Source organism: Paenibacillus chartarius (assembly GCF_042432825.1).
Lineage (GTDB): Bacteria > Bacillota > Bacilli > Paenibacillales > NBRC-103111 > Gordoniibacillus > Gordoniibacillus chartarius.
Genome location: NZ_JBHLWN010000103.1, coordinates 1 through 17,675, shown reverse-complemented (window position 1 = coordinate 17,675; position 17,675 = coordinate 1). Strand labels below are relative to the sequence as shown.

The 17,675-nt window shown below is 54.5% G+C and carries 11 protein-coding genes; 9 read left to right on the top strand and 2 right to left on the bottom strand.

All coding sequences use genetic code 11. The features are described 5' to 3' along the window. Positions 1-159 precede the first annotated feature (159 nt). From ACFFK0_RS25695 to ACFFK0_RS25670, 6 genes are all read left to right on the top strand, one after another. Positions 160-6,744 carry a pectinesterase family protein gene (locus tag ACFFK0_RS25695; protein ID WP_377473329.1) on the top strand — a complete coding sequence of 2,195 codons (6,585 nt, stop codon included), beginning with the start codon at positions 160-162 and terminating at the stop codon, positions 6,742-6,744. Positions 6,745-7,048: 304 nt separating this feature from the next. Then, entirely contained in the window at positions 7,049-8,188 is a 1,140-nt protein-coding gene (locus ACFFK0_RS25690) for a glycoside hydrolase family 88/105 protein (protein ID WP_377473327.1), read from the top strand. Then, the gene (locus ACFFK0_RS25685; RefSeq protein ID WP_377473325.1) at positions 8,185-9,768 is read left to right on the top strand and encodes a glycoside hydrolase family 43 protein; all 1,584 of its coding nucleotides are present in this window, start codon (positions 8,185-8,187) and stop codon (positions 9,766-9,768) included. Before ACFFK0_RS25690 ends, ACFFK0_RS25685 begins: the two co-directional genes overlap by 4 nt. A 271-nt stretch (positions 9,769-10,039) precedes the next feature. Beyond that, positions 10,040-10,330, top strand: a complete 291-nt coding sequence (locus ACFFK0_RS25680; RefSeq protein ID WP_274470092.1) for an ArsR/SmtB family transcription factor — start codon at positions 10,040-10,042, stop codon at positions 10,328-10,330. A gap of 73 nt (positions 10,331-10,403) precedes the next feature. Next, positions 10,404-11,585: an MFS transporter gene (locus tag ACFFK0_RS25675; RefSeq protein ID WP_377473323.1), complete on the top strand. Its 1,182-nt coding sequence runs from the start codon at positions 10,404-10,406 to the stop codon at positions 11,583-11,585. A gap of 430 nt (positions 11,586-12,015) precedes the next feature. Further along, positions 12,016-12,996 (top strand): glycoside hydrolase family 43 protein, encoded by a 981-nt coding sequence (locus ACFFK0_RS25670; RefSeq protein WP_377473321.1) that lies wholly within the window; start codon positions 12,016-12,018, stop codon positions 12,994-12,996. A gap of 64 nt (positions 12,997-13,060) precedes the next feature. Here ACFFK0_RS25670 and ACFFK0_RS25665 read toward each other — a convergent pair whose 3' ends face one another. Both ACFFK0_RS25665 and ACFFK0_RS25660 read right to left on the bottom strand, forming a co-directional pair. Further along, on the bottom strand, positions 13,061-14,707 hold the full coding sequence (locus tag ACFFK0_RS25665) for a sensor histidine kinase (protein WP_377473319.1): 1,647 nt from the start codon (positions 14,705-14,707) through the stop codon (positions 13,061-13,063). Then, complete coding sequence (locus ACFFK0_RS25660; protein ID WP_377473317.1) at positions 14,704-15,384, bottom strand: response regulator transcription factor; 681 nt, start codon at positions 15,382-15,384, stop codon at positions 14,704-14,706. The genes ACFFK0_RS25665 and ACFFK0_RS25660 overlap by 4 nt, the downstream gene beginning before the upstream one ends. 135 nt (positions 15,385-15,519) lie before the next feature. Between ACFFK0_RS25660 and ACFFK0_RS25655 the strand changes: the two genes are divergently transcribed. From ACFFK0_RS25655 to ACFFK0_RS25645, 3 genes are read left to right on the top strand one after another with little or no spacing between them, the layout of a single operon-like run. Continuing rightward, complete coding sequence (locus tag ACFFK0_RS25655) at positions 15,520-16,428, top strand: carbohydrate ABC transporter permease (RefSeq protein ID WP_377473315.1); 909 nt, start codon at positions 15,520-15,522, stop codon at positions 16,426-16,428. Positions 16,429-16,478: 50 nt separating this feature from the next. Then, positions 16,479-17,336 (top strand): carbohydrate ABC transporter permease, encoded by an 858-nt coding sequence (locus ACFFK0_RS25650; RefSeq protein WP_377473313.1) that lies wholly within the window; start codon positions 16,479-16,481, stop codon positions 17,334-17,336. A 33-nt stretch (positions 17,337-17,369) separates the two neighbouring features. Next, entirely contained in the window at positions 17,370-17,633 is a 264-nt protein-coding gene (locus ACFFK0_RS25645; RefSeq protein WP_377473311.1) for a hypothetical protein, read from the top strand. Positions 17,634-17,675 lie beyond the last annotated feature (42 nt).

Below are 17,675 nucleotides of genomic sequence, written 5' to 3'. Positions count from 1 at the left end.
GGGCCTCCCGGGCTGCAAGCGGTTATCCGTGTTATAGGGATTGTTTATCGATAGCCGTTCATGAAAGGAGGTGAAGCGAAACCGGGCTGCAAGCTTGAGGCAAACGGCTGTTGGCGTATTGATGCACGACCATTCTATGAACGGAAGGGGAACGCAATTGTGAGAAGCCGCAATCATCCAGCTCGCAAAGGCTTAATCATCACACTGATCACCGCGTTGATCATGTCTATGGTAAGCTCGATCGTTATGCCGGTTCCGCAGGCTTTGGCTGATGAAACACCGGCGAATGTCGCTGCTCCGAATCAGGAGTTCCGAATCGTCGGCGCAAATGGAGACAACATCAATATTACAGGCTACAGCAACAATGACCCGATTAACGTATGGTTTACGCAAGGCTTGACGAATGAACGGTGGCGGCTCGATTCCTCGGACGGGCAAAATTATAAATTGGTCAATATGACGACCAAGAAGCTGCTGTCGCCGAAGGACTGGAATTTGGCCGGCGAATCCGTGCTGTATGAAGATGCATCCAGAGAAGAGCAGCAGTGGCAGTTCATCGCTACGGATCCTTTGAACGAGGAAGGCTTCGTCCGCTACAAAATCGTGAACAAAACAGATCCGTCGAAGGCATTGACGCTGGATGCCGAGGCCAGAAGGGTCAGAATCGAAACGTACCAGGGCCTGGAAACCCAGAAGTGGAAGCTGGTCAGCGACGGTACGCCGGCGTTCCCGGGAGCGGAAGGCGGCGGCATGTACACGACCGGCGGCAGAGGCGGGGACGTCTATGAAGTGACGACGCTGGCGGATTCCGGGCCGGGCTCGCTGCGCGAAGGGGTCAGTCAGAGCAATACAACGATCGTATTCCGGGTGGGGGGTACGATTCATCTGCAGTCCCCGCTGAAGATTACCGGCTCGAACTTGACGATTGCCGGCCAAACGGCCCCCGGGGAAGGCATTACGGTATCCGATTATGCGACTTACTTCGAAGCGGATAACCTGATCGTCCGGTACATGCGCTTCCGGCTCGGGGACCGGTATCCGAGCGAGGACGATGCGTTCGGCGGACGCTATCATAAGAACATCATCATCGACCATTGCTCGTTCAGCTGGTCGGTGGACGAAGTGCTCAGCATGTACGTGAACGAGAACACGACGGTGCAGTGGTCGATCGCTTCGGAAAGTATGCTGATGACGTCCCACCAGAAAGGAAGGCACGGCTACGCCGGCATCTGGGGCGGCAACAACGCGACGTTCCATCACAATCTGATCGCCCATAACGTGAGCCGTAATCCGCGGTTTGCAGGCTCTCCGAACTTCCCGCTGGATATGTATAACAATGTGATTTATAACTGGGGCTTCTTCTCCGTTTACGGCGGCGAACAGGGCCGGTACAATCTGCGCGACAACTACTATAAGTACGGACCGAATACGTACCATTCGGTTCGCGATATGGTATTCCTTGACGTGAGCCAGGATACGCGGCTCTTTGTCGGCGGCAACTATATGTACGGCTCTCCTGAAGTGACGGCGGACAATTGGAAGGGCGTCGGCGCTTTAGCGAATCCGGAGTCCAAGCTGAGCACGCCGGTTACGATGCCGCAGCCTGCCGCTCCGGAAGCGGCGGAAGCCGCCTATGAGCATGTGCTGGCACAGGCTGGAGCGATTTTGCCCAGAAGAGACGCCATCGATGCCCGGGTCGTGCAAGATGTGATGAACGGAACCGGCCGGCATATCAACTCGCAGAAAGAGGTTGGCGGGTACCTGGAGTTCGCTCAGACGGTTTCGACGCTGGCGGATGACGATCACGACGGGATGCCGAACGAATGGGAGACGGCGAAGGGGCTTAATCCGAACGACGCGTCCGACCGCAACGGAACGGATTCGTCCGGCTATACGAATCTGGAGCTGTATTTGAACGGGATTACAGGCAACGGTTCGGCGAATCCGGCCGCTGCCATCGTGTCTCCGGCGGATAACACGGTCGTGTCGGAGGGCGCAAATGTAGACATTCAGGCTGCAGTGTCCGATTCCGACGGAACGGTGGCGAAGGTGGAATTTTATGCGGGCGATGTGAAGCTGGGCGAAGATACTGCGGCTCCATTCTCGTTCACATGGCAAAATGTGCAGGACGGCACGTATTTCCTGACCGTCCGGGCCATCGACAACACCGGTACGGCGACGCAGTCCAGCAGCGCTGCCATTCATGTGAATAAGCCGGGCAGCACGGCACCGTGGATCGCCCAAGATATCGGCATGCCGGGAATTGCCGGCCATACGCAGCTCGGTGCGGCAGCTACCGATGTGACCGTGAAGTCGGCGGGAGATATCGACGGCAGGACCGACAATTTCCATTATGCATATCAGACGCTGACGGGGAACGGCGAGATCGTAGCCCGCGTCGACAGCATTACCGCTACGGACGACGGGGCTGAAGCGGGCGTAATGATCCGCGAAAACCTCGGGCCGTCCTCGAAGTTTAGAGCGCTGCTCATTCCGTATGTGAAGTACGGGAAGAAGAGCGTCGTCATGACCCGGACTTCCGAAGGCGGCACGGTAACGCGAGTGGAGCCGGAAGATTTTATCAACACGCCTTACTGGGTGAAGCTGGTCCGGCTCGGCAACCAGTTTACGTCGCTGATTTCGAGCAACGGAACGGACTGGTCCGTCATCGACTCGTCCACGCTTCCGATGGCGGATACCGTCTATGTCGGTCTGGCCGCGGACGCTTCCAAGATGGATAACGATGTGAACAAGTACAACGCCTCCGTCTTCTCGCATGCTGAAGTGCGCACGCTGGATCCGGAATTTCCGCCGGCGCCGGCAGGAGTAATGGCAACGCCCGGCGATAAATCCGTAAGCTTATCCTGGAATGCGGTTGCGGTAGCAGCAGGCTACGATGTATACCGCAGCGAACTTCCGGGCGGACCTTACACGGAGATTGCTGACGGCATCACCGGTACGACGTACACGGACGCGAATCTCATTCCGGGAAAAGCTTACTTCTACGTCGTGACGGCAGGCAACGCGAAGGGCACCAGCTTCAACTCGGCGGAAGTCAGCGCCGTACCGGAAGGGGAGACGGAAACCGTTTATTATGTGAATGACGATTTCGAGAGTGCGGCGAACGAGTCGACACCGGACGGCTATACGTTCACACCTGTCCCGCAGGATGCCGACCATAAGGTTGTCGTCACGAACGTTCCGGCCGAAACGGCCGGCAACACATCCGGCAAAGCGTTAATCATGTACGATAACGCGGCAGGCAGCACGGAGCTGATCCGGAGGTTTGCGCCGCAAACGGGCAAGTTTGTGCTGGAGGTCGACGTTACATCCGCGGGATGGCCCGGGACGGCGACGGTGCTTAACCTGCAGGACGATGCCGGCAGCAAGACGGCGCTGTCGCTGCAGCTCCGCAAGCCGACGCTGCCTGCAGCGGAAGCGAACTATACGCTGGTGTACAAGAAGAACGGCGCGGATTACAAGCTGATCGACCCGCCGGTGAACAATCAGTGGTACAACCTGAAGATTGTGACGAACGTGGCTGCGCAAACCGCGGACATCTATGTCAACAATACGTTGGTGGAGAACGATGCGCCGCTGCAAGCCGATGTGCGGACCGTCGGGATCGGCCGTATATCGGCGAAGACGCCGGGCACCGGCAAAGGGACGATCTACTACGACAACCTGAAGGTTTATGTAGAGCCGGTGGAAACGCCGAAAGGGCTCACCGCAACACCGGGCAACGCCAAGGTGCAGCTGAACTGGTCGGCCGCCGAAGGGGCGTCCACATATTCGGTCAAGCGAAGCACAACGGACGGAGGTCCGTACGAGACGGTCGCTTCGGGGTTAGCGGATGTTTCGTATATCGACGAGTCTGTCGTCAACGATACGACGTATTACTACGTCGTGACGGCAACAGGGGCGACAGGAGAAAGCGGAGCATCCAATCAGGTTGCGGTTACGCCGTCGCTGGCTGCCGTTAAGCCTGAAGCGCCCGCCGGTCTGACAGCTGTGCCGCGCAGCGCGCAGGCCGATCTGGCCTGGCAAAGCGTAGACAATGCCATCTCTTATACCGTGAAGCGCAGCACAACGCCGCAAGGGCCGTTCACCGCCGTTGCAAGCAACATAACGGCGACGTTTTACAGGGACGGCGGGCTGGATAACGGCGTCACCTATTATTACGCCGTGTCGGCGACAAGTATCGGCGGAGAAGGGGCGGATTCGGCAGCGGCATCCGTCGCTCCTTACCGTCATCTGGCGACACCGTCCGTGTCCGCCCGGCCGGTGCCGAACGGCGCGCAGCTGGAGTGGGAGCCGGTCAGCGGCGCCGAAGCTTACATTGTGAAGCGAGCCGCCAGAGCCGATGGTCCGTACACGGTCATAGCGGAATCGATCAGCGGCGGCACGTATGAGGATTCCGGTTTGGTCAACGGCTCGCCATACTATTACAAGGTGGCTGCAGTGAACGACGCGACATCCAGCCTTGATTCGGCCGCCGTTGGCGTACGGCCTTCCGCAGGCGACGGTACACCGGTTTCGCCTGCCGGGCTGACTGCCGTACCGGATAACGCCAGCATCGCGGTCAGCTGGACCGGTGTGCCGGGAGCGGCATCCTACGCGGTCAAGCGCAGCGAATCGCCGGACGGCGCGTTTACGGAAGTTGCCGGCGGTCTGACCGGCACATCCTTTACCGATAACGGCTTGGAGAACGGCAAAGCTTATTATTATACGGTTACGGCTTCCAATGAAGCCGGGGAAGGCCCTTCTTCGCCCATCGTCAGAGAGGTGCCGGCGCCTGTACTGACGGTTGCCGCCGACGGCAGCGGACAATTCGCGAAGGTGCAGGATGCAATCAATGCCGTACCGGCGAACAGCGCCATCCCGACCATCATCAAAATCAAGAACGGCACGTACCGCGAGAAATTGGATCTTTCGTCTGCAAAGGTAAAAGTGCGTATGATCGGGGAAAGCCGGGAAGACACCGTGCTCGTCTACGGGGATGCGGCCAGCACGCCGGATGCGAACGGCAATCCGCTCGGCACATCCGGCAGCTACAGCTTCCGGGTGCAGGCGAGCGATTTTACGGCTGAGCATCTCACGATTCAGAACGACGCCGGCATATCGGCCGGGCAGGCAGTGGCGCTATACGCCAATGCGGACCGCTTAATGCTCCGGGACGTCAGCTTGCTGGGCCATCAAGATACGCTCTATGCGAATAACGGACGACACTATTACGTCGACAGCTACATTGCCGGAACAGTGGACTTTATCTTCGGAAACGCGGCGGCGGTCTTCGAGAACAGCACGATTCACAGTCTCGGCGGCGGCTATGTCACGGCGGCTTCCACAGCGGCGGGCAAGCCGGGCTATGTGTTCTGGAACAGCCGGATCACGTCGGAGCCGGGCATATCCGGTGTTGCGCTCGGCAGGCCGTGGCGCGGAGATGCGAATGTCGTCTACGTGAACAGCTATCTTGGCGAGCATATCGCTCCGACCGGCTGGAACAATTGGGGCAACGTCAATAATGAGAAAACGGCGCGCTACGGCGAATTTGCCAGCTACGGTCCCGGTGCAAATCCGAAGAGCAGATACAGCTGGGCGAAGCAGCTGACGGCTGAGGAAGCGGCGCAGTACGCTCCTGCGGTCGTGCTCGGCGGCAGCGACGGCTGGAATCCGTTCGCACAGGCCGCCATGGCGGAGGGCAGCCGGGAGCTGGCCAGCTTGACGGTGAACGGGGAGCCGGTGCCGGACTTCGTATCGTCGAAGACGCAATACACGGTGGAAGTGCCGGATTCGAGTGCGGTCCCGGTCGTTGCCGCATCCGCACTGTCGGCCTCAACCTTGGTTGAAGTTGAGCAAGCGGCTGCAATCCCGGGAACGGCGATTGTCCGTGTCACTGCGCAGGACGGCGGTGAACGGTCGTATACGGTCAAATTTGAGGCGGATTCGCGCGATCAGCAGGCGCCGGTTACGAGCGACAACGCACCGGCCGGCTGGGTCAATCAACATGTTACGGTGACGCTGAAGGCCGCCGATGAACAATCGGGCGTAGCAAATACGTATTACTCGCTGGACGGCGGCGCCTTCCGCACCGGAAATCAAGTTGAGATCATGACAGAAGGCCAGCATACGCTTACCTACTACAGCGTCGATCTGGCGGGTAATGCCGAGGCTCCGCGTGCCGTAAGAATTAACGTCGATAGAACTGCCCCGTCCGTTGCGGTATCGGTGTACGGGCAAGTATACGGCAGCTCCGTGCAGGTTCAGGATTACGAGCCGATTACCGTGAATGTGCAAGCGACAGACCTGTTGTCCGGTGTGAAGGGGCAGTCGATCCGGGTCGACGGCAAGCCTTATGAGCCGGGTAGCTCCCTGAATTGGGCGGGACAGCTCGGCAAGCATCGGATCGAGGTTAGCGTAACGGACAACGCCGGCAATACAACGACGAAGGAACTGACGGTGAACGTCATAACGAGCGTAGAGTCGATACGGCAGCTCATTGCCCGATTCAGTCAGTCCGGTGAGCTCGACGGACCGCTGCAGGGGCAATTGTCCAATCGACTGGATCAGGCTGCGGATCAGTGGAGCAAAGGCCATTCGAAGCAAGCCATGAAGCATATGCAGGATTTCTTGAAGCATTTGAACGGCGATGGGCAGCTTCAACACATATCCGCATACGCAAGAAAGGTGCTTCAAGCCGACGCCGATGCCGTTATTGAGATGTGGGGCAAGTCGGATCGTTAACATGTACGAACTTGTGTGTCCGGCGTAACGAGCAAGCCTGCGGCGACCTTTGAGTCTGCCGCGGGCTTTTTATAAATTCCCGTGCCAAAGGAGTTTGAAACATTCTCGAGTGCGTGACGGTGTTCGTGCTCGCGCAAAACGGTTTCTATTTTCCGGCCAAAGGAAAACCTAACCAACGATCTTGGATTGGACAAAAATAGTTAATTAAACTGAAAATAGACAAAAAAATTACCATAAAATTAGTTCATTCTTGCTCTATAATCAACGTATAGTCACTTACTATGCTCGATGGGATGGGGAATGCATGGAGGCAAATCGGTTATCCGATCCGCTGCTATGGGCCGGGCAATTTATGGACCGGTATCGGCAAGCGGAGCCAGGCTTCAATTTGACGAGGCGCTGGCATTATGAGAACGGCTGTTTTTTACGGGCGCTGGAGGCGTGCTATCAACAAACCGGCCAAGCCCGTTATGTGGATTACATACGCAGCATCATGGATCTTTACGTTCAGGAAGACGGCAGCATCCGCACTTACGTGCTCGAGGACTACAACTTGGACCAAATCAATCAGGGGAAGCTCCTGTTTCTTCTGCTGGAGAAGACGGGGGAAGCCAAATTCCTGCAGGCGATCGAGCTGCTGATGACACAGCTGAAGGGACACCCTCGCACGGAGGAAGGCGGCTTCTGGCATAAGAAGGTGTACCCTTTCCAAATGTGGCTGGACGGTCTGTATATGGCCTCACCGTTCATGGCTCAATATGGAAAGCTTACCGGAGAACGAATATGGTTTGACACAGCTGCGGAGCAGCTCATCCTGGTCGAGAGGAAGACGCGCGACCCGAAAAGCGGCCTGCTTCACCACGGATGGGACGCGGCGGGGGAACAAGGCTGGGCGGATCCGCACACCGGCCGTTCGCCTCACGTATGGAGCCGGGCTATGGGCTGGTATGCGATGGCTTTGGTCGATTCGCTGGAGCATTTCCCGGTTGACCATCCGAAGCGGGGGCTGCTGGCCGGTCTGATGGAGCGTCTGGCCGGGGCGCTGGACCGCGTACAAGATACGCGGACCGGGCTTTGGCCGCAGGTGCTCGACCAGCCGGACCGTGAAGGCAATTATTTGGAATCGTCGGGCACCGCGATGTTCGCCTATGCGCTCGCGAAGGGCAAGCGGCTCGGGTACTTGAGCGGAGGAGCGGGGGAGACGGCGCGCAAGGGCTATGAAGGTCTCCTTCGCCATATGGTCAAAGAGGATGAAGACGGTCAATTGCACCTCACGCAATGCAACGCCGTAGCCGGGCTTGGAGGCACGCCTTATCGCGACGGCTCGTTCGAATATTACATTGGGGAACCGATCATACAGGACGATGCGAAAGCGGTCTCGCCGTTTATTTTGGCCGGGCTTGAAATCGCCGTTAATTCCTCAACAAAGGAGCTGCAACGATGAGCATGCATATGAACGAGGGTACGTTTCGCAATCCGATCTTGCCGGGCTTTTACCCGGACCCGTCGATCTGCCGGGTAGACGACGACTATTACATGGTGACGTCCACCTTCGAATATTTTCCCGGTGTGCCGATCTTCCACAGCAAAGATTTAATCAACTGGAGGCAAATCGGGCATGTGCTGGACCGTCCTTCCCAATTGGATTTGGATGGAACCCCGACGTCCCGAGGAATATATGCACCGACAATCAGGTACTCGAACGGCATTTTCTATATGATTACGACGTTCGTGGAAAGCGCAACAGGCGCCCGTAAAAATTTCTTCGTCACGGCGACGGACCCTGCGGGCGATTGGTCGGATCCTTATTGGCTGCAGGATGCGCCGGGTATCGATCCGTCCTTGTTCTTCGACGACGACGGCAAGGTGTATTTTACCGCAAACCGGAGGCCGCCGGAGGGACAGCAATATCCGAAGCATATGGAAATTTACCTGCAGGAGCTGGATCTGGAGACGAAGCAGCTGACAGGGCCGAAGTTCAGCTTGTGGGACGGTGCTTTGAAGCAAATTCATGCCCAGGAAAGTCCGCACCTGTATAAAATCAACGGCTATTATTACTTGATGATCGCGGAGGGCGGCACCGGCTTCACCCATTCCGTTACGATCGCCCGCAGCGAGACCATCACTGGACCCTATGAGAATTGCAAAATGAATCCGATCCTGACTCACCGGCATTTGGGCAAGCAATACGGCATCGTCAATGTCGGCCATGCCGATATTGTTGAAACGCAGAACGGCGAATGGTGGATGGTATGTCTCGCTTCCCGCCCTTATGGAGGGTATTATCGAAACATGGGTCGGGAGACGTTCCTCGTTCCGATGCAGTGGGAGGACGGCTGGCCGGTCGTCAACCCGGGGAAAGGGATCATCGAATGGGAGATGAAGCGTCCGAATTTGCCGGAGAAGCGCTGGCCGTCGCTTCCGGCATGCGATCATTTCGACGCTGAGGTGCTGGAGGACCGGTGGAATTTCATCCGGACGCCGCGGGGAGAGTTCTGGAGCTTGACGGAGCGGCCGGGCTATCTGCGGCTTCGTCTGAAGCCGGAGCCGATGACGGAGGAAGTGAATCCGAGCTTCGTCGGACGCAGGCAGCAGCATATGTCTTTCGCCGTCAGAACGGTGCTGGAGTTTACGCCGCAAGGACCGGCAGAGACGGCAGGACTTGCAGCGCTGCAAAATCATGATTTCCAGTACCGCTTCGAATGCGGCTTGAACGGCGACGGCCAAACCGTTGTGCGGGTCATTTGCAGAGAAGAAGGCCGGGAAACCGAGCTCGGCTCCAAAGCAATCGATACGCGCAAGCTGTATTTGAAGCTTGAGGCGACAGGACAATCGCTTCGGTTCTCGGCGGCTTTGGAGGCTGAACAATGGGAGACGATCGTGGAGAACGCCGACGGTACCGTGCTAAGCGCGGATAAAGCGGGCGGCTTCATCGGGGCCTATATCGGGCTGTTTGCAAGCGGGAACGGATCGGAGAGCTCGAATTACGCGGACTTCGATTATTTTGAATATGTGGGGTTATAAAAAGGACCGGAGGCAAAGCGCCTCCGGTTATTTCTTTGTTTACTCTGCGTATGCGGTACCGTTCGACCTGGCATCATGATGTGACGTCCCACGTTGCTGTCGATAACTTTCGAACAAATATCAAATGTAAATGTCAGTAAGAGGGAAATAATACTTGTTGTTGATGTTGACTTGAGTGTGATTTTAATTTTTAAGATTGCATGATAATTCCGAGAAGGTGGAGTTATTTTTAAAGACTTGATTTGTAGAGAAATCTTAGTACAATAGTTTTATGACTACTCAAAATACTATGCATGACGAGCTCAGAGTCAAAATATTTAAAGCATTAGCTGATGAAACCAGATTAGACATCATACGAGCTTTATACGCCAGTAAGAAGGAGATGAATTGTGGAGAAGTAGGAGACATTCGCGATACTTCGAAATCGAATACTTCGTATCACTTACGTACTTTAAAGGAGGCGAAATTGATAAAAGTACGAAAAGAAGCTCAAGCGAAGTATATGAGTATCGAATTAGAGACATTTCAAACATACCTACCTGGATTTCTGGATACGTTGTAGAAGGAAATTTCTTTTTTCTTCATTTGTTCAATATTATTTGAACTATAGAACTAAAAGAGAAGGGTGAAAAATCATGTTTAAATTAACAACCTTGTTTTTCCTCGTCATGTTTGTAATCGGTACAGATACGTTTTTGATTTCTCCGCTTATCCCCACGCTACAATCTTTATTTCATATTCCGACCGAGTATTCGGGTTGGATGGTAGGATCTTATGCTTTAGGTTATGCCCTATTTGCGCTAATTGCCGGACCACTTTCCGATGGTTGGGACCGCAAAAAGGTCATGCTTTTCGGTATGGTTTGTTTCTCGGTTTCAACTATGTTGTGCGGCTTAGCCACAGGATTTTGGTCGATGTTCTTATTTCGCTTTTTAGCCGGTGTTAGCGCTGCATTCACAGCGCCTCAAGTTTGGGCCATGATCCCTGCTCTGTTCCCAGCACAAAAAATCGCCAAAGTATCAGGAATCGTCATGGCGGGCTTGGCTGCCTCCCAAGCGTTCGGTATCCCTGTCGGGAGTCTGCTTGCCTCAACCCATTGGTCTTATCCTTTTTTTACAATCGGGATATGGGCGTTATTGGTGGCGGTATTCATCTTCTATGCTTTGCCTGAAATGAAACCGAATCAAGTTCCAAAGGCCAAGACTTCGATTTTCAGCAGATACCTCCCACTATTGAATAGTCGAACTGCTAGAAGGGCTTTCCTCGCACATTTCTTATTTCAATGCGGATTCTTTGCAGCCTTTTCGTTCATTGGAAAATGGGTGGCAGATCGCTTTCATCTTTCCATTGATCAAGCGGGGTACGTGATGTTTTTTCTTGGTCTCGGGAATATAGTTGGCAGCTTAGGCGGTGCCTACGTGATCAAAGCGCTAAACCGTTTTAATACACTGGTTGTGGGCTTTTTTGTCTCAATCATATGTTTTATTGTTTTGCCTCACTTGCCATCGGTTACGGCTTTCGAAAGTGTTTACTTTTTCATATTCGTGAACATGGGGATCACTTTCCCATTAATATTGGGCTTGCTGAATTCATTAAATCCAGCCATCCGCGGCACGATCTCCAGCTTAGCAAATTCGATCATGTACGCTGCGACAACGTTCGGTTCTTGGATTGCAGGCCTGATTTACGCGGCTTTTGACGGTTTTTCTGCAGTAGGCATTTTAGCGGCTATTTGCTTTGCCGGTTCGTTGTTATCTTTTATTTTCAGCGGTATTTTAGCAAGGGATGCGAAAGCAAAGAAGGAGTTTGCATCATAAATGCATAGAAGAAATTCATCTGGATATTTCTATTTTGATTGAAAAGTAGGAGAAACGAGTTTCATAGCCTTTTCCACCATAGCTTTCGAATATCTCAAATAAACAACATTCTTCTCAGCGCTATTGAACCAACGGGTACGATAGTTGAATAACTTAGGAGTTATCGCCTTTTATCCCCTGTTCTCAATCTTTCTACGGTAGTAAAGTTCGCTCGTTTGCATGTATCCAACAGGAGTTTCTTCTGTCTGTCGGTAAAATCCAGTTTCTAATGTAACTCTAGGAATAATAGTTTCCCACTTGCGCTGCATACTGGGAAAACCGTTCTTGAACAAGAGGTTCCAAGCCCCTACTAGCCAATTCGAGGAAAGGTGATGTATAATAATGTACGCGCGTACATTATCGTCATTATCATTCCCGAGGAGGAAACAAAATGAGCAGCAAGCCGGTACCTAAGCAGCCGTTAGTCACTCATATTTATACGGCTGATCCGTCCGCCCATGTGTTCGAAGGCAAAATCTATATTTATCCGTCGCACGATCTCGACCACGATGAGCCAAGCAACGACAACGGCGACCAGTACAAGATGGAGGACTATCACGTGCTGTCCTTGGACAACTTCGACTCGCCTGTCGTCGATCATGGCCAAGTGCTTCATCTGAACGATATTCCTTGGGCTTCCAAACAGCTGTGGGCGCCGGATGCAGCGTATCGCAACGGCATATATTACTTATTTTTCCCGGCCCGAGATCATGACGGCATCTTCCGGATTGGCGTAGCTACGAGCACATCGCCGGCCGGCCCGTTCAAGCCTGAAGCCAGTTACATCGAGGGCAGCTTCAGCATCGATCCGGCCGTGCTCGTTGATGACGACAACCGGGCGTACGTCTATTTCGGAGGCTTGTGGGGCGGACAGCTGGAGAAATGGCAGACCGGTACGTTCGAGCCGGATGCATCGGGACCTGCTGCGGATGCGCCTGCGCTAGGACCGCGCGTGGCGCTGCTGAGCGACGATATGCTGTCCTTCCAAGGGGAGCCGCAAGAGATTTCCATTATCGATGAGAACGGCAATCCGATTGTGGCCGGCGACGAAGAACGGCGTTATTTTGAAGGCCCGTGGGTACATAAATATAACGGCTTATACTACTTGTCCTACTCGACGGGTACGACGCACAAGCTCGTGTACGCTGTCAGCGACAATCCGCTGGGGCCGTTCACGTTCAAGGGAACGATACTTACTCCGGTCATCGGCTGGACCACGCATCATTCGATCGTCCAATTCGAGGACAAATGGTACTTGTTCTATCACGACAGCTCGTTGTCGGAAGGCGTGAACCATAAGCGCTGCGTGAAGTTCTGCGAGCTGCATTATAATGAGGACGGTACGATTCAAACGATCGATCCGTATAAGTGACGAGCAGGAATGCTAAGTCATCACGATAGACCCGAGAGGAGCTCCTCCCGGGTCTATATTCGCTTCAATGCCTGAGATTGCCTCGGGATTCCCAAGTTCGAGAACCGTCCGCCGGCAGCGAGAAGCTGAATTCCACTCCCCCCGCCGTATTGCGGACCTCATACAGTCCGTTATGCAGCTGCAGGATTTGCCGGACGATCGCCAGACCGATGCCCGTTCCTCCGGAGTCTCTCTCCCGCGACTTCTCCACCCGGTAGAAATGATCCCAAATATGACTCAGCTCATCTTCAGGAATCTGCTCTCCTTCGTTCCAGACGACCGTCCGGACGCTCTTTGCTTCCAGCATCATTCGGATTCCCAGCCTGCCGTTATCGGGGGTATGCCTGATTGCGTTGCCCAATAGGTTTGTGAGCACCTGCTCGATTCGGAACCGGTCGGCTCTCACCGCGACCGGCAGAAGCTGCAGCTCGATGCGCTTTCCGCCGCTGCCGGGATGATCCTGCAGTTTTTCCGCCAGATGGCAAACGAGCTCGTCAAGCCGAAAATCGTCGAGCACAAGCCGGTACTGTCCCGTTTCCATCTGGGTCAGATCGAGCATATCGTTTACGATGCCCGCCATTCGCGACGTCTCTTCCCGAATGACGGCTGCATAACGATCGCGTTTCTTGCCGTCCCCCACGTTATCCTGCAGCGCCTCGGCGAATCCGCTGATCAAGCTGATCGGCGTCTTCAGCTCGTGGGACACCCCGGCTACGAATTCGCGCCGCAGCCGCTCCAGCCGCTTTTCCTTCTCGATGTCTTCCTGCAGCTTCGCATTGGCCTCCTGCAGCTCCGACAATGCCTTATTCAGATTCTCTGAAAGGAAATTTAACGTTTCGGACAAGCTGCCGATTTCGTCGCTGCGGCGAATGCCGCTTTGTTCCCTGAAATCCAGCTTTGCCATTCGCAGCGCGGTATTGTTTAATAGCCGGAGCGGCCGCGTAATCATTCGGGAGTACAGAAGCACAAGCAGCAGCGCACCGGCGGCCGCCAGCAAATAGAAGTATGAATAGAAGCCGCGGAATGCGGAAACCGCATCGCCTACCGGCTGGAGAGAGGATACGGCGGCGAGCACCGTTCCTTCTCCGTTCCTCACGTTAAGAGGAGCAATAACGACAAACTGTCGGCGATTGGAGTCGGTAGTGAGCTGCACATCCATGAAGAAGGAAACCTGCTCGGCTTGAACGAGAACCTTCCGCTGCCGCTCCGCATTTTGAAACCATTGATCCAGGCCGGCTAACAGCTTGTCCATCTCCACATCCGGGAACGGCGTGATTGTCGGAAGATCCGGTAATAGCGGCGAATATAGGGCTCCGGGGTTGCGTTCATTCACAGATGCAGGCGCGCGGAGCCGGAGGAACTTGTCCTTGCCGTTCCCCTTGCCGACAGATACGAGCAGGTCCCCGCTCCTGGACAACGTCAATATGGCAGTAGTGGCGTAGTAGGGCTCCTCCAGATTCGCAAAATAAGCGGGAACCGTATGTTCGTCCGGAGTTTCCTGCATAAACCGCTGCCGGGCTTGTTCAAAATCCCGAAGAAAGCCGCCGGTCTTTTCACGGACATAATACGGCTCGAAGAAGGCGAGCTGAAGCAGCATCATGATCGTGAGGCAGCCTATGAACACAAGACTCGTAACGGCAAAGAGCTTGAAGGAAATGCTTTTCCACTTCATGACGGCACCTTCAGCATATAGCCGTTCCCGCGTACGGTGTGGATCAGGCCGGCATAAGGCCCCAACTTTTGACGCAGCCGTTTGATGACAGCGTCCACATTACGGCTATCCCCTTCGTATTCATAGCCCCACACTCCTATGAGCAGAGCTTCACGGCTCTGGATGATGTTGCGGTTTCGGTATAAGTAAAGCAGCAATTCGAATTCCTTCGGCGTCACTTCCACCGGCTCCTTATCCACCAGCAGCTCAAAGGATTGCTCCCGAATTTCGAGACCTTCCACCCGGTGAACCGTGATAGGTGCGGTCTCCCCCGTAGCGCTTGCTCTCTTCAGCAGGGCCTTTACCTTTGCGACCAGCACTTTGGGGCTGAACGGCTTGGTGACGTAATCGTCCGCGCCCAGTTCATATCCTTGCAGCTTGTCGGTTTCTTCCGATTTCGCGGTAACGATGACGATCACGGCATTCGAGGTTTGCCGGATAAACCGGCATACCTCAAACCCGTCCAGGTACGGCATCATCACATCCAAAATAACCGCATCCGCCGGTGCTTGGGCGAATTTGTCCAGCGCTTCCGCTCCGTTCTTCGCTTCGAGAACGCGGTAGCCTTCGTCCTTCATATAGTCGGAGATCAATTCCCGCATGAGAGGCTCATCTTCAACGACCATTACGGTTTGCATTCGATCGCTTCCTCTTTCGTCGCATCGTTCTTCCCTCATTTAAACAAAAAAGTCCGTTCTTGTCACACAAGAATCACAATCGGCCAATAAAATGACTTCCGTAAGCAGATCACATTCCATTGGAGGAGGGCATCTATGCTTCAGCTTGCGCGTCGGAGCAAACGGGCCGTCTTTCGTCCTCTCCAGGGCCCGGGGAAGGACGGAACGGCCGCAATGTTGTTTTTGGCGCCCAGTCTTATCGGATTTGCGGTATTTTACTTGTTCCCATTTATCGGCGGCTTCTATTATTCGTTGATGGACAGCCCGGTGGAAGGCTCGTTCGTCGGTGCGGCGAATTACGCGGAGGTATGGAACAGCGACTCCTTTCGCAAAGCGGCGGCCAATACCGCTTATTTCACCGGAATCGGCGTGCCGCTGCTTCTGACCGTATCGCTTCTCATGGCCATCCTGTTAAACCGTTCCTTCCCGCTGCGCAGGTGGATTCGAACGGCGTTCGTTTTGCCGCTGGTGCTGCCGGTTGCCTCGGTCGTGCTGTTCTGGCAAGTATTGTTCGACACGAACGGGTGGCTGAACCGTCTGATCGTAGACTGGGGGTACGCTCCCGTCAGCTGGATGGAAAGCGGCGAAGCCCGCACCGTCATCATCCTGATGTACGTCTGGAAAAATGCCGGCTATAACATCGTGCTGCTGCTGGCCGGACTACAGACGATCCCGAAGGATTATTACGAAACGGCAAGCATCGACGGGGCGGGAAAAGTCAGACAATTTTTCGGCATCACGCTGCGCTATTTGATTCCGACCTTGTTTTTTGTCACCATCATGTCGGTCGTAGGCTCGTTCAAAGTATTTCGCGAGACGTACTTGATGTCGGGCGAATATCCCCACGATAGCATCTACATGCTTCAGCATTATATGAACAACATGTTTCTGTCGCTTGATTATCAGAAGCTGACGTCAGCCGCATATATCATGGCGGCAGGGATGATTGCCGTCGTTGTGCTGCTGTTTCAAGCGGACAGCCGCTTCCGGCGTTCCATCGAATAGGGCGGTCTGAAGGGCTAAGCCGCCGCCACATATCTCAGGAGGCGAATACCATGCTTTCCGCAGTGAAGAAATGCCTGCTGACAGCGGTCCTGCTCTGTATCTCGCTGCTGATGCTGGCGCCGCTTGTCGTTACGATAACCAACGGCTTCATGTCGGAGGAAGAAATCGCGGTCAATTACGATGCGATTGGACAGGAAGCGAAGGCGGGAGACTACGCGAATTTGAAGCTGATTCCGGACCGGGTTACGCTCGCCCAGTACAAGCGGATTCTGCTGGAGAAACCGCAATTTTTAACCATGTTCTGGAATGCCGTTATTGTGACGCTTCCAGTCGTTGCCGGACAAACGATTGTAGCGGCTCTTGCGGCTTACGCGTTCGCCAAGCTGCGCTTTCGAGGCAGAGACGCGCTATTTTTGCTATACGTCATCACCATGCTGCTTCCGTTCCAGGTCACGCTGGTCCCCAACTTTATCGCGATCGATGTACTGGGGCTGCTCGACACGTATCCGGCGATCATTCTTCCCGGCATGTTCTCGGTCTTCGGGGTATTCCTGCTGCGCCAGTTTATGTCCCAAATTCCCTGGGCTTACATAGAAGCGGCGAAGGTCGACGGGGCGGGGCACGGGACGATCTTTCTCCGTATTGTCGTTCCGATGTCCATGCCCAGTATGGCCGCCATGCAAATTCTCGTTTTTGTGGACAACTGGAATATGGTGGAGCAGCCGCTGTTGTTTCTGCACGATGCGCTTAAACAGCCGCTGTCGGTTTATTTGTCCCGGATTCATGAAGGCGACCGCGGAGTCGCTTTTGCTGCGGCGTCACTGTATATGACTCCGATTCTCTTTATTTTCCTGTACGGGGAGAACGAACTGATACAAGGGATTCAGTTGTCAGGGATTAAGGGTTAACGGTCACTGTCAGAGCCACAAGGAGGTTTAGCCATGATAGGGCTTGCGGATGAGGAAATCCGTGCCAAACGGAAACGGGCGATTCGTTGGGCGGGGGGGATATTTACGGTCCTCTTGCTGGCGCTCACCTTTTTTTCCAATACATATCAGCAAATGGCGCTGCCGAAAGTATCCGTCGAGAAGCCCCAGATCGGCCAGCTTTCGTACGACATCGAGGGAGCTGGGACGATCGGCCCCAAAAGGACCGTTTCGCTTTACGATCAATCGGGGTTGGAGGTAAAGGAGCTATTCCTGTAATGAATTAATTTGCGGTTTGAAAAGAAAAAGCGCCTCCTGTAT